The sequence below is a fragment of the Dactylosporangium thailandense genome, from assembly GCF_059739745.1.
Genome location: NZ_AP029195.1, coordinates 9,594,630 through 9,618,051 on the forward strand (window position 1 = coordinate 9,594,630; position 23,422 = coordinate 9,618,051).

A 23,422-nucleotide genomic window follows, 5' to 3' on the forward strand; every position below is an offset into this window, starting at 1 on the left:
CCCGCTATGGCGGCACCCGTCACTGGCTCACCTTCCTGCCGCGCCCCTGGTAGAGGATCGCGGTCGAGAACGTCGGCACGATCGGCACGCGACCGCGGCGGGTCACCAGCCAGCGGGCGAGGGAGGGCAGGGAAGGGCGCACGCCGCGGACGACCAGCGGCACCCCGTGGCGCGCGCACTCGGCCCGCAGCCGCTGCGGGTCCACGAACAGCGCGGGGTCGTGGATGCCGCGCACCGCGGGGACGACGGCCTCGGCGAGGCGCACGGCCACGAGTCGCGACAGCGCGGTGTCGGCGAGCGTGTCGAGCACGAGCCAGCCGCCCGGGCGCAGGATCCGGCACGCCTCGGCGACCACGCGCGGCAGGTCGGGGACGTGCTCGAGCAGTTCCCCGGCGCTGACGACGTCGGCGCTGCCGTCGGCGAAGGGCAGGTGCCTCACGTCGCCGAGCACCGGGGTGACGCCGTGCGCGGCGGCCTGCTCGAGGCCGGAGACGACGAGGTCGACGCCGACGTGGGTGTACCCCTTGCCGGCCACGTGCGGCGCGAGCAGCCCGCCGCCGCAGCCGAGATCCACCAGCACGGCCCCGTCGCGCTCGGCGGGCGGGATCAGCCGCGCGCGGGCGCGCGCGAGCCAGTAGAGCATCGAGAACGGGCTGCCGGGGCGCCACCATTCCCCGGCCAGGTCGTCATACTGACCAGGGTCGTTGCGAGCGCGCCTCGGCGACGGCATGAGACGAGCCTGACATGGGACCCCTCCGCCCGCCACACTTGCCGGATGTGGGTTGCGATCCCGCTCCTGCGGGCGAGTCATCCAGAGCCTGCCGCCGGGGTCACCGCGGTGGCCGTGCTGCTCTCCATCGGGCTGGATCGGCCGCTCGGCGGGGTGATTTCGGCCGGGGCGGCGGTACTGACGAGTCAACTGTCGATCGGATGGGTCAACGACGCTCTCGACGCGGAGCGGGACGCCGCGGCCGGGCGCTCCGACAAGCCCGTGGCGGCCGGGAAGGTCTCCCGGCGGCTCGTGGCGGTGCTGGGCGCCGTCGCGGCCGCGGTGTGCGTGCCGCTGGGCTTCCTCTCCGGCTGGGAGGCGGGCCTGGTGTCGGCGCTCGCGCTCGGCTCGGCGCTGCTCTACGACTGGCCGCTGAAGTCGACGGCGGCCTCGGTCGTGCCCTACGCCGTCTCCTTCACCTGCCTGCCCGCGTTCGTCGTGCTCGGCGCGGGTAAGACTCCGCCGCTGTGGCTGCTCGCCGCCGGCGGCCTGCTGGGCGCGGGCGCGCACTTCGTCAACACGCTGCCGGACCTCGACGCCGACGAGCGCAGCGGCGTGCGCGGGCTCCCGCAGCGCTTCGGCCGCCGGGGGTCGCTGGCCGCGGCCGCGGTGCTGCTGCCGGCCGCCACCGCTGCGCTGGCGTTCGGGCCCCCCGGTCCGCCGCCGGTGCTGTTCTGGCCGGCGCTCGGGGTGTCACTCATCGCGCTTTCCTGGGGGTGGTACCGCATGAATCGCGACACAACATCGCGGGCCCCGTTCCTCGCCGTCATCGCCGTCGCTCTGATCGATGTCGTGTTTCTCCTGATCAGCGGCCTGAATCTGGATTGAGTCACCATTGCCAGGGTGCGCGTAATCCACCGATCAAGGGCATCTAGGCTGTAGTGCGGCTGCCCCTTGATTTGGAGGAACCACGGTGACGCGTTCGACTCAGGCCAAGCCGCTGGCTCGCCGCCGCACGGTGCTGGGCGCCGCGCTCCTGGCAACGGCCGCGTTCGGCGTCGGCCTGCTCTCCGCCTGCGGCTCGGGTCAGATCACCCAGACCGACCAGCAGACGGCCGCGGTGCCGGGCGTCAACGCCCAGAGCGCCGACGGCAAGATCGCGCTGCGCGACGGCGGCGTCGCCTACGCCGACCAGTACAAGCCCGGCTCGACGGTCCCGCTCAACATCCGGCTGTTCAACAACGCCCAGCAGGCCGTGAAGCTGACCGGCGCGACCAGCGACAACGGCAAGATCGTCCTCGTCGGCGGCCCGCAGCCGGCCGCGGCCCCGACCATGCCGGCGGCGCCGGCCGTCCTTCCCTCCGGCAGCAAGAAGCCGTCCGGCTCGCCCTCGGAGCCGGCCGCCGCGCCCTCGCTGGCGCCCACCTCCGCGGGTTCGTCGACGATCGCCGTCAGCATCCCGGTCTCGGGGGTGGCACTGCTCACCCACGACAACGGCGGCGAGAAGTACCTGGCGGTCGACAAGCTGACCGGCGAGCCGCTGCTGCCCGGCGGCGCGCTGACCAACGTGACCTTCACGTTCACCTACGCCGACGGCAGCACCACCACGATGAAGCTGCCCAACCTGCCGATGACGCCGCCCGGCACGGCGCTGCCGAAGCCGAGCTCGGTCGTGCACGGCGAGGGCGGCGAGGAGTAAGCCCGGTTTTTTGTCGTACCCCTTCGTTAGGTTGGGGGCGTGACGAAGACCAAGGGCTCGATCTATCAGTGCGACGTCTGCGGGCATCGGCCACCCAAGTGGATCGGCCGGTGCCCGGAGTGCGGTGAGTGGGGGGCGATCCTCGAGCTCGCCGGCGGCGCCGCCGTCACCGGTCCGGCCGCCCTGCGCTCCGTGCCGTCCCGCGCCCCGCTCGAGCCCGCCCGCCCGATCGCCGAGATCAGCGCGGCCCCGGCCAAGGCCCGCCCGACCGGCGTCGGCGAGTTCGACCGCGTCCTGGGCGGCGGCATCGTCCCCGGTGGTGTGGTCCTCCTGGCCGGCGAGCCCGGCGTCGGCAAGTCCACCCTCCTGCTGGACGTGGCCCAGCAGTGGGCGGTGCAGGGCGAGAGCCCGTCGCTGGTCGTCAGCGGCGAGGAGTCCACGAGCCAGGTCCGCCTGCGGGCCGAGCGCATCGGTGCCCTGCACGAGCGCCTCTACCTCGCCTCGGAGACCGACCTCTCGGCCGTCCTCGGTCACCTCGACGCGGTGAAGCCCGGCCTGCTCATCCTCGACTCGGTGCAGACGATCTCGGCCCCCGGCGTCGACGGGGTCGCGGGCGGCGTCACCCAGGTCCGCGCCGTCACCGCGGCCCTGGTCGCCATCGCCAAGGAGCGCGGCCTGGCCACGGTGCTGGTCGGCCACGTCACCAAGGACGGCAACGTCGCCGGCCCGCGCGTCCTCGAGCACCTCGTCGACGTGGTCCTCAACTTCGAGGGCGACAAGCACTCGTCGCTGCGCATGGTCCGCGGCCTCAAGAACCGCTTCGGCGCCGCCGACGAGGTGGGCTGCTTCGAGATGCACGAGGGCGGCATCACGAGCCTGCCCGACCCGAGCGGCCTCTTCCTCACCCGCTATGCGGACGCCGTCTCGGGCACGTGCGTCTGCGTGGCCATGGAGGGCCGCCGCGCCCTCGTGACCGAGGTGCAGACCCTCATCGGCGCCCAGATGCCGGGCTCACCCCGCCGCACCGTCTCCGGCCTCGACTCGGCCCGCCTGGCCATGGTCCTGGCCGTCCTCCAGCGCCGGGCGGGCATCCAGCTGCACGACCGCGAGGTCTACGCGGCGACCGTCGGCGGCCTGCGCGTCACCGAGCCGGCGGCGGACCTGGCCCTCGCGCTCGCCGCGGCTTCCGCGGCGCACGAGCTGCCCATGCCTCCGGACCTCGTGGCGCTGGGCGAGGTGGGGCTGACGGGCGAGGTCCGGCGGGTGGGCGCGGTGCCCCGCCGCCTGGCCGAGGCCGCCCGGCTCGGCTTCCGCTTCGCCCTGGTGCCGCCGGGCTGCGGGCCCGCGGCCACCGGGGTGACCCCGCCGGGCATGCGCGTGCTGGAGGTCAACGACGTGCGGACGGCCCTGCACTACGCGGTGAAGGCAACGGCGGAGGATGTGTAAGCCCTGTCCCGCGCTGCCTCAGGCCCTGGTCAGACGTAGCGCTCCAGTATTGAGGCCTCCGCGAGCCGCGACAGTCCCTCGCGAACCCCTCGGGCGCGGGCGTCGCCGACACCCTCGACGGCCTGCAGGTCCTCGACCGTGGCACCGAGCAGCCGCTGCAGGCTCCCGAAGTGCTCCACGAGCCGGTCCACCACGAGGCTCGGCAGCCGCGGCACCTTCGCCAGCAGGCGGAAGCCGCGCGGAGAGACCGCCGCGTCCAGGGCGTCGCTCGCCCCCGGGTAGCCGAGGGACTTGGCCACCGCCACGAGGTCGATCAGCTCCGTCGCCGTCAGGGCGTCGAGCTCCTCCAGCCCGAAGTCGGACGCGCGCGTGCGGCGCACCGCGGGGATGTAGTCGCGGATGACCAGGGTCCGGTCGGCCTCCACGCCGGCCATGAGCTCCTCGAGCTGCAGGGCCAGCAGCCGGCCGTCGGTGCCGAGCTCCACGACGTAGCCCGCGATCTCGTCCGCGATCCGGCGCACCATCTCCAGGCGCTGCACCACGGCCACGGCGTCGCGGACGGTGACGAGGTCCTCGATCTCCAGCGCGGACAGGGTGCCGCTGACCTCGTCGAGGCGCAGCTTGTAGCGCTCCAGCGTCGCCAACGCCTGGTTGGCCTTCGACAGGATGGCGGCCGAGTCGTCGATGACGTGACGCTGGCCGTTGACGTAGAGCCCGATGATCCGCATCGACTGGCTCACCGAGATCACCGGGTAGCCGGTCTGCTTCGCGACCCGCTCGGCGGTGCGGTGGCGGGTGCCGGACTCCTCGGACGGGATCGTCGGGTCGGGCATGAGGTGCACGGCCGCCCGGACGATTCTCGTGCCGTCACTCGACAGGACGACGGCGCCGTCCATCTTGCACAGCTCGCGCAGCCGGGTCGCGGAGAACTCGACGTCCAGCGGGAAGCCGCCGGTGCAGATCTGCTCGACCACGCGGTCGTGGCCGAGCACGATGAGGGCCCCGGTCCGGCCCCGCAGGATGCGTTCCAGGCCGTCGCGCAGCACGGTGCCCGGGGCCATCAGGGCCAGCGTCGCGCGCAGGGGGTCGGCGCCGGGCAGCGCGGCGGCCCAGCCCCCGATGAGGCCGGTGTTGGCGGCGCCCCTGCCGGGCTCGCGGTCAATCGGCACCCGCACAGTCTACGGATGCCCGGTCATCAGGTGCTGGTGCGGTATCGACCCAGCCCGTAGAGTGGTCGGATGCCCTCCACAAATGGACGGCGGTTGATTTTCGAAAGCCAAGGGGTTTGTCGCCGGTGGCCGGTCCGGAGCGGATCGAGTGGCGACGGAGTTTTCCGTCCCGGTCTCTAGGAACCCTGGCGTGGTATGCCGTGTCGGCGACGCTCGCCGTCCTGCTCGTCCGGGCGCTGTTCAGCGACGAGCCCGAGACGCTGGACTCGGGCGCGCACAACCCGCTCGCCGGCGTTCCCATGTGGACGGCCGGCCTGGCCGTGGTGGGAGCGGTGCCGATCGCGCTCGCCGTGCTGCGCCGGCCGCGGGTCGGGGCCAACCACTTCGCGCTCACCCTGCGGCCCGGCTGGGTGCGCACACTCGTCCTGCCCTGGTCACGGGTCGGCGAGGTGGCGGCGATCGAGGTGGGCGACGAGCGGTTCCTGGTCGTACGGCTGCTGGCAGGCCTCGACCGCACCGGCACCAACCCGGCCTGGATCGACCAGAACGTGCTGCGCGACCTGGCCAGGCTCGACGAGCGGCGGACCCGGGGCGTCGGGGTGGCGGTGCGCCTGCGGGACTTCAACGGCACGCCCGATGGTCAGCTGGCCGCCCTCGCCGCGTTCGCCCCCGACCAGGTGCAGATCGCGAACAAGCTGTAAAGGCGGCATGACTCGGGTCCGCCGGGGTGCGGACCGTCGCTCCCGCCAGACACCGCTGGGCGCTGGCGCGCCGACGCTGCCAGGCCCGCGGTTGGTCACCCCACCCGAATGTCAGTCCCTCGGCACCGTCAGGTCAGCTGGACCTGAACGGGCTCGCTGAGCTTGGTGTCGAGCCGGCCGACCAGCTCGTACTTGCCCGCCGGAGGCGTCTCCCGGTTGGCGCAGCCGTTGTTCGTGGCCTTCCCGCTCCACGTGGTGCTGAACTGCACCTCGATGCCGGGCTTCAGCACCGTCAGCTGGCTGCCGTGCGGCGGGTCGCACGCGTCGGAGGACCAGATCTTGCTGGCCGCGACCTGGAGGTACAACTCCTGGGAATCGGCGCCGAGATCCCGCACGCAATCGTGGGTCGCGACGTTCTTGATCTTCAGGAAGAACTTCAGGTAGGCGCCCCGGAACTGTACCGCCTGCTCGGGCGAGGCCACGAGCGTCAGGTCGGCGTCGGCGCACGGCGGCACCGTGGCGGTGGGCGCCGGCGGCGCGGCGGCCGAGGAGGAGACCGGCGGGGCCACGGACTCGGGCGCTCCGCCGGTCGTCGGCACCTGGATCGTCACCGTCGGTGTCGGGTCGCCGGTCGCCGGGCCGCCCGAGGCAGCGCCCGAAGTGCGTTTCTGGTCGTCACCGCCGCTGCCGCCGCAGGACGCCCACAGCATCAGGGACGCGACGACGAGCACGCCACCGATGATCGCCCGGCGCCGCCAGTAGACGCCTGCGGGCAGTGGGCCAACCGTCAGCTTCATGATGCACTCACCGTATCGGGGGAATGCCCCATGGCCGGGAAGGCTCGCCGCTCAGAGATAAACCTTCCGGGCATATACCGCGTGCGCCCCCGCGACCCGATCGAGAAACAGCAGCCCGGCGCAGTGGTCGATCTCGTGCTGCAGTGCCCGCGCCTCGAAGGCATCCGTCGTGATCTCGATTTCTTCGGTACCGCCCGGTGCATACCCGGCCACCACGAGCCGGTTGGCCCGCTTGACATCGCCGGTGAGATCCGGCACCGACATGCACCCCTCGCGGCCCTTCTGCCACTGCGACGCCTCGACGATCCGGGCGTTGCACAGGACGAAGGCGCCGTGCACCGTACGCGCCTTGGGGTGCCCGGTCACGTCCACGGCGAACACCTGCGCGCCGACGCCGACCTGCGGCGCGGCCAGCCCGACGCAGCCGGGCGAGACGCGCATGGTCGCCAGCAGGTCCTCGGCGAGCTGGAGGATCTCGGGGGCGGTGGGGTCGACGGGCTCGGCGGCGGTGCCGAGAACCGGGGCGGGCGCGCGAACGACAGGCAGGACCACCCCGCTCACGCCGCCACCTCCGCGACCGCCCGGTGATCGGCCCCGGCGCCGCGCTGCCGATCGCCCACGAGAGAGCCGCGCTGCCGATCGCTCACAAGAGATCCGCGTCGGCCGGGCGCATCGAGACCTCGACGCCGAGCCGCTGCGCCGCGGTGCGCAGGGCCTCGTCGAGCCGCTCGGCGTCGGTGACGTCGACCTCGGCGACGATCACGTACAGGCTGCCGGAGAGCCGCGTCGTGAGGTCGGTGATGTTGCCGCCGCACTCGGCAACGGTGCGGGCCAGCGTCGCGACGATCCCGAGCCGGTCGGCGCCGTGCACGGTGACGACGTGGTGGGTGCCGGCGGGCTCGTAGACGGGCTCCTCAACGACCCCGCGCACGGTCACCAGCAGCGTCCGCTCGGCGGTGAGCGGCTCCAGCGCCGCCTCGATCTCCGCGCCGGCCGGCGGCCCCGAGCACACGAGCGTCATCGCGAAGTGTCCGCGCAGGCGGGTCATGGTCGAGTCGGTCAGGTTGAGGCCAAGGCGGGCCAGGATCTCGGCGACATCGGCGATGATGCCGGGCCGGTCGTGGCCGATGACCGTGACGGCGTACTCGTTCACGAGCTATATCCTTGCGTATCGCCAGTCACCCGAATGCACAGACCGCCATCGCGTCCACCCTGACGCGGTGGTACAACGCCAACGCCCGCGACCTCGCCTGGCGCCGGCCCGGCGCCTCCCCGTGGGGCGTCCTCGTCTCCGAGGTCATGCTCCAGCAGACCCAGGTGTCGCGGGTCGAGCCGGCCTGGGAGCGCTGGATGGAGCGCTGGCCGACGCCGGCGCACCTGGCCGCCGACCCGCCCGGCGAGGCCATCCGCGCCTGGGACCGCCTCGGCTACCCGCGCCGCGCCCTGCGCCTGCACGCGTGCGCGACCGCGATCGTGGAGCGGCACGACGGAGTGGTGCCCGACGACGTGGAAGCACTCCTCGCGCTGCCCGGCATCGGCGTCTACACGGCCCGCGCCGTGGCCGCGTTCGCCTTCCGCCAGCGCCACCCCGTCGTCGACACGAACGTGCGCCGCGTCGTGGCCCGCGCGGTCACCGGCACCGCGGACGGCGGCGCGAACACCACGCCCGCGGACCTGCGCGCCGTGGAGGTCCTGCTGCCGGAGGACCACGAGGCGGCGGCCCGCGCCTCGATCGCGTTCATGGAGCTGGGCGCGCTCGTCTGCACGGCCCGCGCCCCGCGCTGCGCCGAGTGCCCGCTGACCGCCGTCTGCGCGTGGCGGCTCGCCGGTTCGCCGCCGTCGGACGAGAAGGGCCGGCCCTCGCAGCGGTACCACGGCACGGACCGATACGTCCGCGGGCTGCTCATGGCCGTCCTGCGAGCGAGCGACGACCCGGTGCCCGCCGAGCGCCTCGACGCCGTGTGGCCCGACGCCGACCAACGCCGGCGAGCGCTGGAGGGACTGCTGGTCGACGGATTGGTGAACCGGCGGGCCGAGACGTACACCCTGCCCGGCTGAGCCCCCGACTCTCCCTCCCCCGCACACGCGCGACGATCAGCGCTGGCACCGACTCCCACACGCACGACGCGGAACAACCGGCGCGGGCAGCACGCCCGGCGCGGGCCGGTCAGCGCGGAACGTCCGGCGCGGGGCGGTCAGCGTGCGGCGGCCGGCGCGGCGCGGCGCGGTGGGATCGGCGCTGGGGACCGCCGGCGCAGGGCCGCCGACCCCCAGTGTGCGCGACGACACCTTGTCCATGGGCTCGCGAACGGCGGGAAAAGACGTACACCCTGCCGGGTTAGGTTGCAGGCCCTTCGGGTGGCGTTATTCACCGGAGCAGATGCCCGAAATGGGTGGTCCTTCAAGCGAATTCCAACGCTAATCTCAGGTTCGTGCTTGTTACCGGCAGAACGGGCCGCCTCGGGGCGCTGATCGGCGTGGTCACCGCGCTGGCGCTCGCGGTCACCGCCTGCGACGACAAGGCCGCACCCGGCCATTCCCAGCTCAACGGCAGCGGTTCGGCCGCCTCGGCGTCGGCCGCGCCCGGCGCCTCCACCGCGTCCTCCTCCGACGCCGCCACCGATGGCGGCGGCGGGGCACCCCAGGCCTCCGGCTCGGCGAACCCCGGCGGCAAGCCGGGCGCGACGAAGACCACCCAGGCCCCGCCGCCCGGCAACACCTTCGCGGGCCGCCTGCCCAAGTTCGGCGCGGTTCCGGCCCCGGTGCGCATCAACTTCCCGGAGAGCGGCGCGGGCGCGGCCTACTACTCCCGCATCCCGACCGACCAGCCGGTGGCGTTCCTGACCATCGACGACGGCTGGGTGAAGCGCCCGGAGGCCCTCGAGCTCCTGCGCGAGTCGGGCGTGAAGGTCACCCTGTTCCTGACGATCAACGCGATCCGCGACAATCCGGGCTACTTCCAGCAGCTCCGCGACGCCGGCGCCGACATCGAGGCGCACACGCTCACGCACCCGAACCTCAAGGGCAAGTCGTACGACTTCCAGAAGCGCGAGATCTGCGGCTCGGCCGACCAGCTCGCCGGGCTGTACGGTCAGCGCCCCAAGCTCTTCCGCCCACCCTTCGGCGACAAGGACTCAACCACGCTGAAGGTGGCGCGCGACTGCGGTCTGCAGGCCGGCTTCTTCTGGAAGGAGACGGTGGACAAGGGGATCGTCCGCTACCAGGAGGGCCACTCCGTGCAGAAGGGCGACATCATCCTGATGCACTTCCGGGACCGCTTCGTGGACGACTTCATCGCGGCGCTGCAGGCCATCTCGGACGCGGGCCTGACCCCGGCCCTGCTGACCGACTACATGCCGGCCGCGTAGTTCCGCACGCGATCCGCGGGGCACCCACCGCCCCGCGGAAACCGGCCGCTCGGTCGACGTCGCCGCAAGCACGGCCCCGAACACAGCGCGGCCGGAGCGGCGTCAAAAGCCGGCGGCCGCAGCGCGCCTCGAGGTAGCTAGCGGCTCTGACCGAGAACGGCCATGAAGCCGCCGGCCAGACGTTCTGCTTCGGCGGCGCTCAAGGGCAACTCCGCCCTGAGCGCCGCCTTCCATCCCTCTGGAACCACGAACCACCCGGGCCGGCGCAACAGCCTTTGCACGAACGGAGCAACGGGCCCGAGGTCCTCGGTGATGTCGAGCCGGTCGGCGGTGCGCGCGTCGAGCCCCGGCAGCCCCGCCATCCGCCGCACGAGCTCCCGGTCGTGCTCGGTGAGCCCCGCGACGACGGCCGGAATCAGGTACTCGGCGAGCCCCAGCTCGGACCGGGCCAGCGCGACCAGCCGCTCCCGCCGCTTGAGGGCCGGATGCTGGGCGAGCCAGGCGGCCGCGAGCGATACGAGCCCCGGCCACCCGTTGGTCAGCAGATGCAGATCTGGCGCGAGCACGTCGGCCGCCTCGGCGTCCCCGAACGCGGCGGCCAGCACCTGATAGGTCTCGTCCTCGGCGAACCCCAGCTCATATGGTGAGACCCGGACAACCCCGGCGATTCCGGGATCGTGTTCGACGGCCACCACGACACCCCGCCGCCGTCTGAGCGCCGCGACGTCCCCGGCCGTCGCCGAGTCGACGGCCACGACCCCGTCGTCGGGCACCGCGTCCAGCGACTCGAACGCGAGGTCGACGAAGACTCCCCCGCGCCCGACCACCCAGGCATCGAGCAGCGTGCTCTTCCCGGCCCCCGCACCGCCCACGAGCACAACCATCTCGTCGGCGTCATCGAGCCGGGCCATCAACCCGGGCCGCGCGATGGGCCGCCCCGCCGCCCGGCGCACGAACCGTCCGGACTCAAACGGGAACCGCCCCTTACTCACGCCGCGCAACATACCCGCCCGGTCGGGAGATCACGCGTTTCGAGTCTCTTGTACGACTGAGGAACCCGACAAACTCCCCACCCGAGCATCGATTAGACGACGCACACAAAAGGGCAAGAAACGCGAGGTGCAAATCGACACCTGGCCCGAAAACGAATGGAACGGACGCCCCACCGAGGGCGACAGGGCCACACGCGATTGCGCCCCGAAACCGAGCGACTCGAAACCGCGCCAACCCAACCGGCGAGCCGGACACGCGAGGGTCAGCGAACCGCCGACCGGGCAGCCAGGCCGAAACCGGCGGCGCATCGAACGATCCGCCGAGCGACCGCCATGCCAGCCGAACAGCACGGCGCACCGCCCGACGCCCGGCCCGGAAGCGAACCAGGCGAAGCACCGCGCGAGGCCCGGCCCCGAAAGCGAGCCGGACGAACGCGTGGACGACCGCGCGGGAAGCGGGCCGGGGCAAAGGCCGAGGCCGCGCTGCGAAGGAATCGCGGCGCGGCCTCGGAACGTGCAGGCAGTGCGATGGTGCGGTGGTGCGTGACGGTCGAGCGTCAGGCCGAAGCCTCGTCCGAGCCGCCGCCGGCCAGCTCGGCCGGCACCGCGTCGGGCACATCGCCCGGGCGCTCCGCACCGTTGAAGACCAGCTTGGACTTCTCGAACTGGGCCGGGTCGCCCTCGCAGTCGATGACCACGATCTGACCCGGGCGCAGCTCGTTGAACAGGATGCGCTCGGACAGCGAGTCCTCGATCTCGCGCTGGATCGTGCGACGCAGCGGCCGCGCGCCCAGCACCGGGTCGTAGCCCTTGTTCGCCAGGAACTTCTTGGCGTTGTCCGTCAGCTCGAGGCCCATGTCCTTGTTGCGCAGCTGGGTCTCGATCCGGGCGATCATCAGGTCGACGATGCCGAGGATCTGGTCCTGCATGAGCTGGTGGAAGACGATCGTGTCGTCGATGCGGTTGAGGAACTCCGGGCGGAAGTGCTGCTTCAGCTCGTCGTTGACCTTCTGCTTCATCCGCTCGTAGTTCGACTCGTTGTCCTCCGACGCCTGGAAGCCCAGGGACACGGCCTTGGCCACGTCGCGGGTGCCCAGGTTGGTGGTCAGGATGATCACCGTGTTCTTGAAGTCCACGATGCGGCCCTGACCGTCGGTGAGCCGGCCGTCCTCCAGGATCTGCAGGAGGGTGTTGAACACGTCCGGGTGGGCCTTCTCGATCTCGTCGAAGAGCACCACCGAGAACGGACGCCGGCGGACCTTCTCGGTCAGCTGGCCGCCCTCGTCGTAGCCCACGTATCCGGGGGGCGCACCGACGAGTCGGGACACCGTGTACCGGTCGTGGAACTCGGACATGTCGAGCTGGATGAGCGCGTCCTCGGAGCCGAACAGGAACTCGGCGAGCGCCTTGGACAGCTCGGTCTTACCCACGCCGGACGGGCCGGCGAAGATGAACGAGCCGGACGGGCGCTTCGGGTCCTTCAGGCCGGCCCGGGTGCGCCGGATCGCCTTCGAGACCGCGCGGACCGCGTCCTCCTGGCCGACGAGGCGCTTGTGCAGCTCGTCCTCCATGCGGAGCAGGCGGGCCGTCTCCTCCTCGGTCAGCTTGTAGACCGGGATGCCGGTCCAGTTCGCCAGGACCTCGGCGATCTGCTCGTCGTCGACCTCGGACACGACGTCGAGGTCGCCGGCCTTCCACTCCTTCTCGCGCTGCGCCTTCTGCCCGAGCAGCTGCTTCTCCTTGTCCCGCAGCTGCGCGGCGCGCTCGAAGTCCTGCGCGTCGATCGCGGACTCCTTGTCGCGGCGGACCTGGGCGATGCGCTCGTCGAAGTCGCGGAGGTCTGGCGGCGCGGTCATCCGGCGGATGCGCATCCGGGCCCCGGCCTCGTCGATCAGGTCGATCGCCTTGTCCGGCAGGTAGCGGTCGGAGATGTAGCGGTCGGCGAGGGTCGCCGCGGCCACCAGGGCGGCGTCGGTGATCGTCACCCGGTGGTGCGCCTCGTAGCGGTCCCGCAGGCCCTTGAGGATCTCGATGGTATGCGCCAGCGACGGCTCACCCACCTGGATCGGCTGGAAGCGCCGCTCGAGCGCGGCGTCCTTCTCGAGGTGCTTGCGGTATTCGTCCAGCGTGGTCGCGCCGATCGTCTGCAGCTCGCCACGGGCCAGCATCGGCTTGAGGATGCTCGCCGCGTCGATGGCGCCCTCGGCGGCACCCGCCCCGACGAGCGTGTGGATCTCGTCGATGAACAGGATGATGTCGCCGCGGGTGCGGATCTCCTTGAGCACCTTCTTGAGGCGCTCCTCGAAGTCACCGCGGTAGCGGGAGCCCGCGACCAGCGCGCCCAGGTCGAGGGTGTAGAGCTGCTTGTCCTTGAGGGTCTCGGGCACCTCGCCCTTGACGATCCGCTGGGACAGCCCCTCGACCACGGCCGTCTTGCCGACGCCGGGCTCGCCGATGAGAACGGGGTTGTTCTTGGTGCGGCGGGAGAGCACCTGCATGACCCGCTCGATTTCCTTCTCCCGGCCGATGACCGGGTCGAGCTTGCCCTCGCGAGCGGCCTGGGTGAGGTTGCGACCGAACTGGTCAAGCACCAGGCTCGTGGACGGGGCGGCCTCGCCGGGGGCACCGGTGCCGGCCGCGGCCGGCTCCTTGCCCTGGTAGCCGGAGAGCAGCTGAATGACCTGCTGGCGGACCCGGTTGAGGTCGGCGCCCAGCTTCACCAGCACCTGGGCCGCGACGCCCTCACCCTCCCGGATCAGGCCGAGGAGGATGTGCTCGGTTCCGATGTAGTTGTGCCCGAGCTGCAGGGCCTCCCGCAACGACAGCTCCAGCACCTTCTTGGCGCGTGGCGTGAACGGGATGTGCCCGCTCGGCGCCTGCTGGCCCTGGCCGATGATCTCCTCGACCTGCTGGCGAACACCCTCCAGCGAGATGCCGAGGCTCTCGAGCGCCTTGGCCGCCACGCCCTCACCCTCGTGGATGAGGCCGAGCAGGATGTGCTCGGTGCCGATGTAGTTGTGGTTGAGCATCCGGGCTTCTTCCTGCGCCAGGACGACAACCCGTCGTGCTCGGTCGGTGAACCGCTCGAACATCCCTGCTCCTCACGTGCCGTGTCCGTCGCCGCCGCTTCTCGCGGAACCCCGTATCAGGGGGTCGCCACGCCGAAGCTCTGTCGGACGCCAACGTGACCGTGCCATCACTCTATCGCCGCGGGCCGACTCATTGCGGGGTGTGCGGCGTTGCCGCACCCCGCAATCGGTCGCCGGAACCCCCGGTCCTTGACTGCCTACCCTCCGGGAACCACGTGTACCCGGCGCTTTCGACCAACGTTCGCACCCGCCGGCATGTTCCTGCACCCCCGCCCGTACGCCAAGAGCGAAATCGGACTCCCGGATACACAACACCCACCGTAACTGAACCGCTACGGTGGGTGTCTGGAGCGTCTAGAATCGTACGGGCCGCAACAAACGGCGCTATCGCCCCGCTTCGGCGTTAAAACGGTCGACGATTTCCTGCTTGATGCGACCACGGTCGGACACCTTGATGCCCTTGTTCTGCGCCCATTCCCGAATCGCCTTGTTCTGCTCGCGATCCGCCGCGGCGCCGCCCCGGCCACGGGCGCTGGCCGCACGGCCGCCGACCACCACGCCACCCCGCCCGACCTTGGTTCCAGCGGACAGGAAGGGGCCGAACGCATCGCGCAGCTTCGTTGCGTTCTTCTTGGACAGGTCGATCTCGTACTGCACGCCGTCGAGCGCGAACTTCACCGTCTCGTCGGCGTCTCCGCCGTCGAGGTCGTCGACCAGCACGTGGATGGTCCGCTTGGCCACTGTCGTATTCCCTTCGAGGAAGCCCGCCCCGCGTTGTGCGATTGCAAAGATAACGTAGTAAGGCCGCGCCGCGTCAACGGTACGCCGAAACTGCGCGGCTGCACCAAGGCCAAAGGGTTCGTTTCCCTGTCGCAAAGGGCGACGGATTCGCGAGGGCGATGTCCGAGGTCGGGTGCGGGGTGAGCCACCCGGCGACCGGTTCAGGAATAGCTCACAAGCAATATGCAACGTACAGATCCGTGTCGAGCGCATTGCTATGTGTGACGAGCCGGAGAATGACCGGCGGCGTACGGTTGGCGACGTGGACTTGAGCAAACACGCGTCTTCGTTCGGGGCGGCCGCCGACCTCTACGACCGAATCCGCCCGCGCTATCCCCTCGAGGCCCTGCGCTGGGCGCTCGGCGCGCGGCCGGCCGAGATCGTGGACCTGGGCGCCGGCACGGGCATTCTGACCCGCCAGCTGCGCGAGCTCGGGCACCGCGTCATCGCGGTCGAGCCCGACGACGAAATGCGGCGGCAGATCGACGGCGACGCGCGCGCGGGCAGCGCCACCGCCATTCCGGTCGAGGCGGGAAGCCAGGATGCGGTCACCGCCGGGCAGGCCTATCACTGGTTCGCCGGTGAGCCCGCGCACACCGAGATCGCCCGGGTGCTGAAGCCGGGCGGCTGGTTCATCCCGATCTGGAACGTCCGCGACGAATCGGTGCCGTGGGTCGCCGAGCTGTCCGAGGTTTTCGACGGCCACCGCGCCCGCTCGGCGATCGACGAGCGCACGATGACGCCCGAGCAGTTCGGGCCATTGTTCGGTACCGCCGAACTCGAACTCTTCCACTGGAGCGCGACGCACACGACGGAGTCGCTGGTCGACCTGATCAAGTCCCGCTCGTATTACCTCGTGTCCGACGCCGGCGCCCGGGCGGTGCTGGAACAGCGCGTGCGCGAGCTCACCGCGGCGAACTTCGAGGCCGGCGAGCACTTCGAGCTGCCGTACGTCACATACACGTACCGCGCGGAAAAGCTCTAGGTGTTTCGCTCGAAGATCAGGCGCAGCCCGATGAGTGTGAGCATCGGCTCGTGATGCGTCACACTCTGGCACTCCCCGATCACGATCGAGGCGAGGCCACCGGTCGCGACCACGGCCTTCACATCGCCACCGAGCTCCGCGGTCACCCCGCGCACGACCCCGTCGACCTGGCCCGCGAACCCGTAGACGACGCCGGACTGCAGGCACTCGACGGTGTTCTTGCCGATCACCCGCGGCGGCTTGACCAGCTCGACCTTGCGAAGCTGGGCCGCGCGCCCGGCCAGCGCGTCGACCGAGATCTCGATCCCCGGGGCGAGCACGCCGCCCAGGAACTCGCCCCGGGCCGACACCACGTCGAAGTTGGTCGAGGTGCCGAAGTCGACCACGATCGAGGGGCCGCCGTAGAGCGTGTAGGCCGCCAGCGTGTTCGCCACGCGGTCGGTGCCGACCTCTTTCGGGTTGTCGATGGCCAGCTGGACGCCGGTCCGGACCCCGGGTTCGACGATGACGGTGGGCACGTTCGCGTAGTACCGCTGCAGCATCGTGCGCAGCGAGCGCAGTGCGGCGGGCACGGTCGAACACGCCGCGATGCCGGTCAGGGACACCGCGTCGGTGGCCAGCAAGCCCCGGTAGAGCAGCCCGAGCTCGTCCGCGGTGGCGCGCGAGTCGGTCTTGATCCGCCAGGAGTGGACGATCTTCTCACCCTCGAACGTGGCGAGCACCGTGTTGGTGTTTCCGATGTCGATGCACAGCAGCACCCCGGAAGCCTAACCAACGACCGTTCAATTACGATCGCGTGCCAATGATCCCCAACGCCCGCGTGCTGCTCGCGCTGCTGCCGGTGCTCACGCTGGCGTTCGCGGCGGTCGCGCTGCGTCCACGGGCCGAGGCCGACCGCGCCCTGATGATCATCCGCGCCGCGATCGCCGTCGCCGTCGGCGCGGTGCTCACCGCCGAGCTGTTTTCGCTGGTGCATTGGATTTCGCCGGTACCGTTCGTGCTCGCCTGGCTCGCCGCCGCCCTCGCCACCGGGTGGCTCGCGTGGCGCTCCCTGCCCGACAAAGCGCGGAAAATCACAAAAAATCCGGCACGGTGGTGGCCGAGAAGCCCGTTCGCGGGTGCGGCCGGCGCCGAAAAGAGCAGTTCAGAGGGCGGTTCAGAGCGCGGCCGCTGGCTCGTGGCCGGGCTGCGGGTCGCCGTCGGACTGCTGGTGGCCAGCGAGCTCGTGCTGGCCCTCGCGAGCTCGCCGAACAACTTCGACTCGAACTCCTACCACCTGGCCAAGATCGAGCACTGGGTCGCCGACGGCAGCCTCGGCAACTTCGCCACCGTGCAGACCCAGCAGATCATCCTGGTGCCGGGGGCCGAACTGCTCCTGCTCCATCTGCGCCTGCTGACCGGCTTCGACGGGCAGTACAACCTGCTGCAGTGGGCCGCGGGGCTGCTCGGCGCCCTGGCCGTGGCCCGCTGCGCCCGCCAGCTCGGCGCCGGCCGCGCCGGCCGCTGGCTGACCGCGGCCGTGTTCCTCACCGCGCCCGCGGTCGCCCTGGAGTCCACGAGCACCCAGAACGACCTGGTGGTGACCGCCTGGGTCGCCTGCGCCGCGACCCTCGCCCTGGACGCGCGCCGAACCTTTGGGCTCGGCCCCCGCAAGGCGGCCGCCGCGCTCGCCGCCGACCAAGCCCCCGCGGCCGACGCGCGTGAGATCCCGGCGATGACTCGTCGCGCCCCGGTGGACTGGCCGAACGTGCTCGGGCTGGCCGGGGCCGCGGGGCTGGTCATGGTGACGAAGTCCACCGGCGCCATGGCGCTGCTGCCGGTGCTCGCCTACTGGGGCGTCTGCCGGTTGCGCCAGAAGAGCTTCAAGCAGGTGTCGTACGCCCTGTGCTCCGTCATCCTCGCCACCGCCGCCCTCGCGGGACCGTCGCTGCTGCGGGTGCACGACGCGTTCGGATCGCCGTTCGGGCCGCCGGGCTATCGCGAGGCGCTGTCCAACACCCGCCACGATCCGCCCGCGATCCTCGTCAACGGGCTGCGGCTCGGCGCCTCGACGCTGCTGACCCCGGTCGCGGCGGTCAACGAGGCGATCGGCGGCTCGGTGGTGCGCATCGCCGACGCGGTGGGCGTGGACCCGAACGACCCCGGCATCACCCAGTGGCGCAGCACCTTCCCCGGCGACCGCTGGAAGCCCGACGAGGACCGCTCCCCCTATCCGGTCCAGTCCGCGCTCGTGCTGCTCGGCACCGTGGCCGGCCTCTGCTGGCGCCGGACCCGCGGCTACGCGCTGCTCGTGCTCGGCGCCCTGCTCGCCACCGCGGCGGTCGTGAAGTGGCAGGACTGGGGCAACCGCCTGATCCTGCCCGCCTTCGCGGTGGCCGCCCCGCTGGCCGGGTACGCGCTCGAGCGGGCCTTCACGATCGAGCGGGCCGCGCTCCGGCGGGCGCTCGGCACGCTGGTGGTGCTGGCGATGCTCGCCGGGACCGCGCACGGGCTCGTCGCGGTCTACTACGGCCAGCCGCGCCGGCTCGTCGGGCACGCCTCGGTGTTCACGCTCGACGACTGGCAGGAGCGCTTCGTGCGCATGCCGGACCAGGCCGCGAGCTACCGCACGGCGATCGACCAGGTGCGGGCCAGCGGGGCGAAGCGGGTGGGACTGGTGCTGGAGGGGGACCTCTGGGAGTACCCCCTGCAAATCGAACTGCGGGACATGGAACTGATCGAGCTCGAGTCCGAGGTGCCGGGACACCCGGCCGGGGACGTCACATCGGTCGATGCGGTCATCTGCGTGAGCAGCGCCGAGCGCTGCCACCGGATTGTGCCGGCGAGCTGGCAGTACAACCGCATCGACCAATATGTGGTGACGGTCTTTCCGAACCGCTAGTGCAGGCGCAGGTCCATGGCGATGTCGAGGATCGGCGAGGAGTGGGTCAGGCCGCCGACGGAGAGATAGTCGACGCCCGTGGCCGCGTACTCGGCCGCCGTGGCCAGGGTCAGGTTCCCGGTCGCCTCGAGCTCCGCGCGGCCGCCCACGGCGCTCACGACCTCGCGCAGCGTCTCCGGCCGCATGTTGTCCAGCAGCAGGAAGCTCGCGCCGGCGGTGACCGCCTCGACCGCCTCGCCGACGGTGGTCACCTCGACCTGCACGGGGACGTCGGGGAAGGTGGCGCGCACGCGCTCGTACGCGGCCGTGATCCCGCCCGCGGCCAGCTTGTGGTTGTCCTTGATCATGGCGACGTCGTAGAGGCCCATGCGCTTGTTGGTGCCGCCGCCCGCGCGCACCGCGTACTTCTCGAGGATGCGCAGCCCCGGGGTGGTCTTGCGGGTGTCGAGCACGAGCGCCTTGGTGCCCTCCAGCAGGTCCGCCCAGCGCCGGGTGTGGGTGGCGACGCCCGACATCCGACAGAGCAGGTTGAGCGCCGAGCGCTCGGCGGTGAGCAGGCCCCGGGTCGGCCCGTGGATCGTGGCGAGGACGTCGCCGCGCACGACACGGTCGCCGTCGCGCTTGCGGACCTCGGCGGTGATGCCGCCCGAGGCGGCCTCGAAGACCGCGACGGCGACCCAGAGGCCGGCGACGACCCCGTCCGCGCGGGCGACGATGTCGGCGTCGTCGGTCTGGTCATCGGGGATCGTGGCCACGCTGGTGACGTCCAGCCGGTCCGGCCCGAGGTCCTCGGTCAGGGTGCGCTGGACGATCTCCTCGACCGCCACGGGATCGAGTCCGACCTTGCGCAGTTCGGCCTCGGTCTGCAACTTCACGCGTCCTCCCAGGTCTCCGTGAGTGCGCCGGCGTCGTCGAGGGCGGCGAGGAAGTGCCCCCGGAACACGTCGCTGGCGTCGGGAAAGTCCTCGCGCCAGTGGCAGCCCCGGGTTTCCTGCCGCTGCGTTGCGGCCGCGACCAGGGCACTGGCGACGGTGAGCAGGTTGGTGGCCTCCCAGGCGGCCATGTTCGCGGTGGCGTTCGGGTCTCGGTCGAGCGAGAGCTTGGTGAGCGCCTGCGCGGCGTGCTCCAGCGAGTCGGCGCTGCGCAGCACCGAGGCGTGGGCGGACATGGCGGCCTGCAGCTGCGGGCGGATGGCGGGGTCGGCCGACCAGGCGGGCAGGTCCACGGCGATCGGCTCGGCCTGCGGCGGCAGGTCGCGGGCGATGTCCTCGGCGATGCGGCGGGAGAAGACCAGCCCCTCCAGCAGCGAGTTGGACGCCAGGCGGTTGGCGCCGTGGACGCCGGTGCAGGCGACCTCGCCGCACGCGTACAGGCCGGGGATCGAGGTGCGGCCGTGCAGGTCGGTGCGCACGCCGCCGGAGGCGTAGTGGGCGGCGGGCGAGACGGGGATCAGGTCGGCGGCGGGGTCGACGCCGGCGGCGCGGCAGGAGGCGACGATGGTCGGGAAGCGCGCCTCGAGGAACTCGCGGCCGAGGTGGCGGGCGTCGAGCCAGACGTTGCTCGTGCCCTCGGCCCGCATGACCCGGTAGATGCCCTTGGCGACCACGTCACGCGGGGCCAGCTCGGCGAGCTCGTGCTTGCCGACCATGAACCGGTTGCCGTCGCCGTCGCGCAGGTAGGCGCCCTCGCCCCGCAGCGCCTCGCTCACGAGCGGCTGCTGCGAGTCGTGGTTGCCCAGCGCCAGCGCGGTCGGGTGGAACTGCACGAACTCCAGGTCGGTGACCCGCGCCCCGGCCCGCAGCGCGAGCGCGACGCCGTCGCCGGTGGAGACGATCGGGTTGGTGGTCGCGGCGAAGATCTGCCCCATGCCGCCGGTGGCGAGCACGACCGCGCGGGCGTGGACGGCGCCGACGCCGTCCTCGGCGCCCTCGCCGAGCACGTGCAGCGTCACGCCGCAGGCCCGTCCCTTGGCGTCGGTGAGCAGGTCGAGCACCAGCGCGTGCTCGATGAGGCGAATCCAGGGATCACGGTGTACCGCCGCGTGCAGCGCCCGCTGCACCTCGGCCCCGGTGGCGTCCCCGCCGGCGTGGATGATCCGGTTGGCGTGGTGCCCGCCCTCGCGGGTGAGCATGAGCGAGCCGTCGTTGTTCCGGTCGAACTCGGCGCCCCAGCGGATCAGCTCCCGGACCCGCGTCGGCCCCTCGCGCACCAGCACGTCGACGGCGGCCGCGTCGCACAGCCCGACCCCGGCCACGAGCGTGTCCTGCGCGTGCGCCTCGGGCGTGTCGAGCGGATCGAGCACCGCGGCGATCCCGCCCTGCGCCCACCGCGTCGACCCGTCATCGATGTTGACCTTGGTTACGACGGTGACGTGGAGCCCGGCCTCGCGCAGGTGCAGCGCGGCGGTCAGGCCCGCGACGCCGGACCCGATGACGACGACGTCGGTCGGCTCCGCCCAGCCGGGCGGTGGCCCGGCAAGCCGGCGCGGGGCGATCGGCCCGTTCATGCCTGCTGTCATCACTACAGTCAACATCACTCACCCGTACGACGGGTGGTGATGCTCGTCGCCCTCCCGTAACGGTCCGTTCGTCGGTTTTCGCACTCGTCCACAATCGTTTCACGCTCTTGCGCGGTCGCCCGCTTTCCGCGCTCGAGGCATTGCGCCCGCTTGCCCCTCGCGGCCGACGCCGCACTCGAAGCCGGCCCGGCCGACGCCGCACTCGAAGCCGGCCCGGCCGACGCCGCACTCGAAGCCGGCCCGGCCGATATGTCGGGCGCTTCGCGCCGCGACATATCGGATTTTTCGTATAAGTCCGAGTCGGCGGAGCTCAGGCCAGTGGGAGCGGGGCGGCGCCGAGGTTGTGGACCGACGACTTCAAGGGCTTCGCGCTCATCAGGTAGCAGGTGAACGCCTGGTCGCTGCCGAGCCACTCGTTCGCCGTCTTCGGGCCGACGGAGCCCGCGGTCAGGTCCGCCCGGCCACCGTCGGCGGGGAGGCCGAGATAGCTCAGGCCCACCGAGGTGCAGCCCTTCGCCGTGGCGGACCGCACGGCGGCCTCATCGAACGGGGCCTCGGGCGGAGTGATGGTGTAGACGCCCGAGTACTCGCCGTCGTGGGGATCGGAGCACTGGACGTACCGGAGCTGATTGATGCAGGCGATGGCCAGGGGCGAATCCTGCGCCAGCGCGCCCTTGAGCGTGCCGGAGTGCGGCGCGAACTGGTCCCCGGCCGGGCCGGTCACCTCGGCCAGGCCGCACCCGAAGAATCCGTCGGTCGCGGGCTTGATCCACGCGGCCACGATCTGCAGGCGGGCCTCGTGCCAGCCGCCGCCGAGGAAGATCGGGCCCTCCACCAGACAGGCGCGGCGGGCCTGGGCGTACAGCAGGGCCTGGGTCACCTTCACGTCGTCGCCCTTGGCGTCGTCGAGCCGGTGCAGCAGGTCCTTGCCGACCTGGCCGACGTGGAAGAGCTCGACGGTGTGCGGGCCCGCGCAGTCGACGGGGTCGCCGGCCCAGGGCAGCGCCGCCTTGGCCCCGCCGGCGTCGACCTTGTAGCAGGTCCCGGCCTTGGGCGCGCCCGCCGGCGGCGTGCTGGGGATGTCGCGACCCTGCCCGCGCTCGTACATCCAGTAGAGCCCGCCACCGATGAGCGCCACGACCACGGCGATGAGGGCGACCCGCTTCATGAGGAAGCAGTCTGCGTTACTGACCGGTAACTGTCCACCCCAGCGATACATGCTGATATTTCGGATAAGTCCGGATGCGGAGCGTTCGGACTTATCCGCCGCAATCCCCACGAACAAAGAACGCCCCGGACCGCACAAGGAGAGCGGCCCGGGGCGTCCAAGCAAGCAAGCGTCAGATCGCCCCGCTGCCCATGCCCTTGATGGACTTCGTGACGGTCTTCTTGTCAAAGAGCATCGCGTAGCACCGCGCCGACCGGTTGCCTCGGTTCCAGTTCTCCTCGTCGACCATCCAGAAGCCGATGCCGACCTGCTGGTGGTTGGTCAGCTGCGACGCCGTCATCCCGAGATACTTGGCGCCGAGCGCCTCGCAGCCGGGTCGCATCGCCGTCTTGCGCTCGTCGGAGTTCGACGGGAACGGGCGGTCGGTCGATGTGTAGGTGCCGACGTATTCCATGTTGTGCGTCGCCGTGCAAGTCGTCGGCGTGTAGTCCAGCCACGTCTTGCCGTCGGTGTCGTACACCTCCATGGCACACCCGAGCGCGAGCGGCTTGTCCCCGCTCAGCGCGCCCTTGAGGCTGCCCGAGCGGCTGACCGGCTTGTCGCCGTCGCTGACCACCTCGGCGAGGTCGCAGCGCAGGTAACGCGCGCCGGCCGCCCACTGGGTCGAGGAAGGGACGAGCACGAGCAGCTCGAGGCGGCCGTCGTAGTAGCTGCCGCCGAGGAACTTCTCGGCCTCGGTGTTGCACTTGGTCCAGCCGTCCTTGAGCGCCTCGCCCTTCGGCGGGGTCGTGCCGCTCGCGGCCGCGCCGGTGAGGTCGCCGACGTAGAAGGTCTCGCTCGCGTGCGACGAGGAGCACGAGTCCACCGACTTGAAGGAGAACTGGGTGGTCGTCGCGGTGGCGAAGTAGTCGACGGACGTCGAATAGCACGCACCGACCGGCGGCGGCGGGATCTTGGGCGTGGCAAGCATCGCCCAGTCGTCGGTCAGATCCTTGTCGGTGCCGGCCGGCGTGCCGCAGCCAGCCAGCACGGCCAGGGCCATCACCGGCACCAGCGCCGCGATCAGCTTGCGCGCCATCCTCGTCTGTCCCTCCCCCGGGCCTCGGCAGATGCCACGGCC

21 protein-coding genes are annotated in these 23,422 nt (G+C 71.6%); 8 read left to right on the top strand and 13 right to left on the bottom strand.

The annotated features are described in order from the left end of the window. Positions 1-19: 19 nt before the first annotated feature. A complete protein-coding gene (locus AC6JBM_RS42615; protein WP_497979451.1) occupies positions 20-730 on the bottom strand; it encodes a methyltransferase domain-containing protein in 711 nt (236 codons plus the stop codon). A 45-nt stretch (positions 731-775) separates the two neighbouring features. Between AC6JBM_RS42615 and AC6JBM_RS42620 the strand changes: the two genes are divergently transcribed. From AC6JBM_RS42620 to radA, 3 genes are all read left to right on the top strand, one after another. Beyond that, positions 776-1,597 (top strand): UbiA family prenyltransferase, encoded by an 822-nt coding sequence (locus AC6JBM_RS42620; protein ID WP_497979452.1) that lies wholly within the window; start codon positions 776-778, stop codon positions 1,595-1,597. Between the two features lie 85 nt (positions 1,598-1,682). Further along, positions 1,683-2,408, top strand: a complete 726-nt coding sequence (locus AC6JBM_RS42625; protein WP_497979453.1) for a hypothetical protein — start codon at positions 1,683-1,685, stop codon at positions 2,406-2,408. 39 nt (positions 2,409-2,447) lie between these two features. Further along, a complete protein-coding gene (radA, locus tag AC6JBM_RS42630; RefSeq protein ID WP_497979454.1) occupies positions 2,448-3,854 on the top strand; it encodes a DNA repair protein RadA in 1,407 nt (468 codons plus the stop codon). 29 nt (positions 3,855-3,883) lie between these two features. On the opposite strand, the gene disA is transcribed toward radA, so the two are convergent. Next, positions 3,884-5,023, bottom strand: a complete 1,140-nt coding sequence (gene disA / locus AC6JBM_RS42635; RefSeq protein ID WP_497979455.1) for a DNA integrity scanning diadenylate cyclase DisA — start codon at positions 5,021-5,023, stop codon at positions 3,884-3,886. 200 nt (positions 5,024-5,223) lie between these two features. Between disA and AC6JBM_RS42640 the strand changes: the two genes are divergently transcribed. Beyond that, positions 5,224-5,724: a hypothetical protein gene (locus AC6JBM_RS42640; RefSeq protein WP_497979456.1), complete on the top strand. Its 501-nt coding sequence runs from the start codon at positions 5,224-5,226 to the stop codon at positions 5,722-5,724. 128 nt (positions 5,725-5,852) lie between these two features. Here AC6JBM_RS42640 and AC6JBM_RS42645 read toward each other — a convergent pair whose 3' ends face one another. The 3 genes from AC6JBM_RS42645 to AC6JBM_RS42655 form a co-directional block, all read right to left on the bottom strand. Then, positions 5,853-6,521, bottom strand: coding sequence for a hypothetical protein (locus tag AC6JBM_RS42645; RefSeq protein WP_497979457.1), 669 nt, complete (start codon positions 6,519-6,521; stop codon positions 5,853-5,855). A 51-nt stretch (positions 6,522-6,572) separates the two neighbouring features. Next, complete coding sequence (gene def, locus AC6JBM_RS42650) at positions 6,573-7,082, bottom strand: peptide deformylase (RefSeq protein WP_497979458.1); 510 nt, start codon at positions 7,080-7,082, stop codon at positions 6,573-6,575. Between the two features lie 82 nt (positions 7,083-7,164). Next, positions 7,165-7,674 carry a glycine cleavage system transcriptional repressor gene (locus AC6JBM_RS42655; RefSeq protein WP_433082261.1) on the bottom strand — a complete coding sequence of 170 codons (510 nt, stop codon included), beginning with the start codon at positions 7,672-7,674 and terminating at the stop codon, positions 7,165-7,167. Between the two features lie 17 nt (positions 7,675-7,691). Between AC6JBM_RS42655 and AC6JBM_RS42660 the strand changes: the two genes are divergently transcribed. Then, on the top strand, positions 7,692-8,579 hold the full coding sequence (locus tag AC6JBM_RS42660; protein WP_497986660.1) for an HhH-GPD family protein: 888 nt from the start codon (positions 7,692-7,694) through the stop codon (positions 8,577-8,579). A 374-nt stretch (positions 8,580-8,953) separates the two neighbouring features. Further along, positions 8,954-9,889 (top strand): polysaccharide deacetylase family protein, encoded by a 936-nt coding sequence (locus AC6JBM_RS42665; protein ID WP_497979459.1) that lies wholly within the window; start codon positions 8,954-8,956, stop codon positions 9,887-9,889. Positions 9,890-10,026: 137 nt separating this feature from the next. Here AC6JBM_RS42665 and AC6JBM_RS42670 read toward each other — a convergent pair whose 3' ends face one another. From AC6JBM_RS42670 to AC6JBM_RS42680, 3 genes are all read right to left on the bottom strand, one after another. Then, positions 10,027-10,881 (bottom strand): hypothetical protein, encoded by an 855-nt coding sequence (locus tag AC6JBM_RS42670; RefSeq protein ID WP_497979460.1) that lies wholly within the window; start codon positions 10,879-10,881, stop codon positions 10,027-10,029. Positions 10,882-11,438: 557 nt separating this feature from the next. Next, complete coding sequence (locus AC6JBM_RS42675; protein WP_497979461.1) at positions 11,439-13,973, bottom strand: ATP-dependent Clp protease ATP-binding subunit; 2,535 nt, start codon at positions 13,971-13,973, stop codon at positions 11,439-11,441. A gap of 381 nt (positions 13,974-14,354) precedes the next feature. Beyond that, positions 14,355-14,711, bottom strand: coding sequence for a histone-like nucleoid-structuring protein Lsr2 (locus AC6JBM_RS42680; RefSeq protein WP_350610177.1), 357 nt, complete (start codon positions 14,709-14,711; stop codon positions 14,355-14,357). Positions 14,712-14,883: 172 nt separating this feature from the next. Between AC6JBM_RS42680 and AC6JBM_RS42685 the strand changes: the two genes are divergently transcribed. Beyond that, the gene (locus AC6JBM_RS42685; protein ID WP_497979462.1) at positions 14,884-15,735 is read left to right on the top strand and encodes a class I SAM-dependent methyltransferase; all 852 of its coding nucleotides are present in this window, start codon (positions 14,884-14,886) and stop codon (positions 15,733-15,735) included. Here the strand turns inward: AC6JBM_RS42685 and AC6JBM_RS42690 are convergent. Beyond that, a complete protein-coding gene (locus tag AC6JBM_RS42690) occupies positions 15,732-16,493 on the bottom strand; it encodes a type III pantothenate kinase (RefSeq protein ID WP_350610179.1) in 762 nt (253 codons plus the stop codon). The genes AC6JBM_RS42685 and AC6JBM_RS42690 overlap by 4 nt on opposite strands. A gap of 44 nt (positions 16,494-16,537) precedes the next feature. Here AC6JBM_RS42690 and AC6JBM_RS42695 point away from each other — a divergent pair, with 44 nt between their 5' ends. Then, positions 16,538-18,616, top strand: coding sequence for a hypothetical protein (locus AC6JBM_RS42695; RefSeq protein WP_497979463.1), 2,079 nt, complete (start codon positions 16,538-16,540; stop codon positions 18,614-18,616). Here AC6JBM_RS42695 and nadC read toward each other — a convergent pair. The 4 genes from nadC to AC6JBM_RS42715 all read right to left on the bottom strand — a co-directional run bounded on the left by nadC (position 18,613) and on the right by AC6JBM_RS42715 (position 23,380). Continuing rightward, on the bottom strand, positions 18,613-19,491 hold the full coding sequence (gene nadC / locus AC6JBM_RS42700) for a carboxylating nicotinate-nucleotide diphosphorylase (protein WP_497979464.1): 879 nt from the start codon (positions 19,489-19,491) through the stop codon (positions 18,613-18,615). The genes AC6JBM_RS42695 and nadC overlap by 4 nt on opposite strands. Beyond that, complete coding sequence (locus tag AC6JBM_RS42705) at positions 19,488-21,134, bottom strand: L-aspartate oxidase (RefSeq protein WP_350610182.1); 1,647 nt, start codon at positions 21,132-21,134, stop codon at positions 19,488-19,490. Before AC6JBM_RS42705 ends, nadC begins: the two co-directional genes overlap by 4 nt. A gap of 310 nt (positions 21,135-21,444) precedes the next feature. Next, entirely contained in the window at positions 21,445-22,302 is an 858-nt protein-coding gene (locus tag AC6JBM_RS42710; RefSeq protein ID WP_497979465.1) for a septum formation family protein, read from the bottom strand. 172 nt (positions 22,303-22,474) lie between these two features. Beyond that, positions 22,475-23,380, bottom strand: a complete 906-nt coding sequence (locus AC6JBM_RS42715) for a septum formation family protein (RefSeq protein WP_497979466.1) — start codon at positions 23,378-23,380, stop codon at positions 22,475-22,477. Between the last annotated feature and the right edge of the window lie 42 nt (positions 23,381-23,422).

What these genes read in the sequence shown, in the direction of transcription:
- AC6JBM_RS42695 (WP_497979463.1), top strand. Translation starts at nt 16,538, where the DNA reads ATGATCCCCAACGCCCGCGTGCTGCTCGCGCTGCTGCCGGTGCTCACG.
- AC6JBM_RS42645 (WP_497979457.1), bottom strand. Translation starts at nt 6,521, where the DNA reads ATGAAGCTGACGGTTGGCCCACTGCCCGCAGGCGTCTACTGGCGGCGC.
- AC6JBM_RS42705 (WP_350610182.1), bottom strand. Translation starts at nt 21,134, where the DNA reads ATGACAGCAGGCATGAACGGGCCGATCGCCCCGCGCCGGCTTGCCGGG.
- AC6JBM_RS42675 (WP_497979461.1), bottom strand. Translation starts at nt 13,973, where the DNA reads ATGTTCGAGCGGTTCACCGACCGAGCACGACGGGTTGTCGTCCTGGCG.
- AC6JBM_RS42715 (WP_497979466.1), bottom strand. Translation starts at nt 23,380, where the DNA reads ATGGCGCGCAAGCTGATCGCGGCGCTGGTGCCGGTGATGGCCCTGGCC.
- AC6JBM_RS42615 (WP_497979451.1), bottom strand. Translation starts at nt 730, where the DNA reads ATGCCGTCGCCGAGGCGCGCTCGCAACGACCCTGGTCAGTATGACGAC.
- AC6JBM_RS42710 (WP_497979465.1), bottom strand. Translation starts at nt 22,302, where the DNA reads ATGAAGCGGGTCGCCCTCATCGCCGTGGTCGTGGCGCTCATCGGTGGC.
- AC6JBM_RS42620 (WP_497979452.1), top strand. Translation starts at nt 776, where the DNA reads ATGTGGGTTGCGATCCCGCTCCTGCGGGCGAGTCATCCAGAGCCTGCC.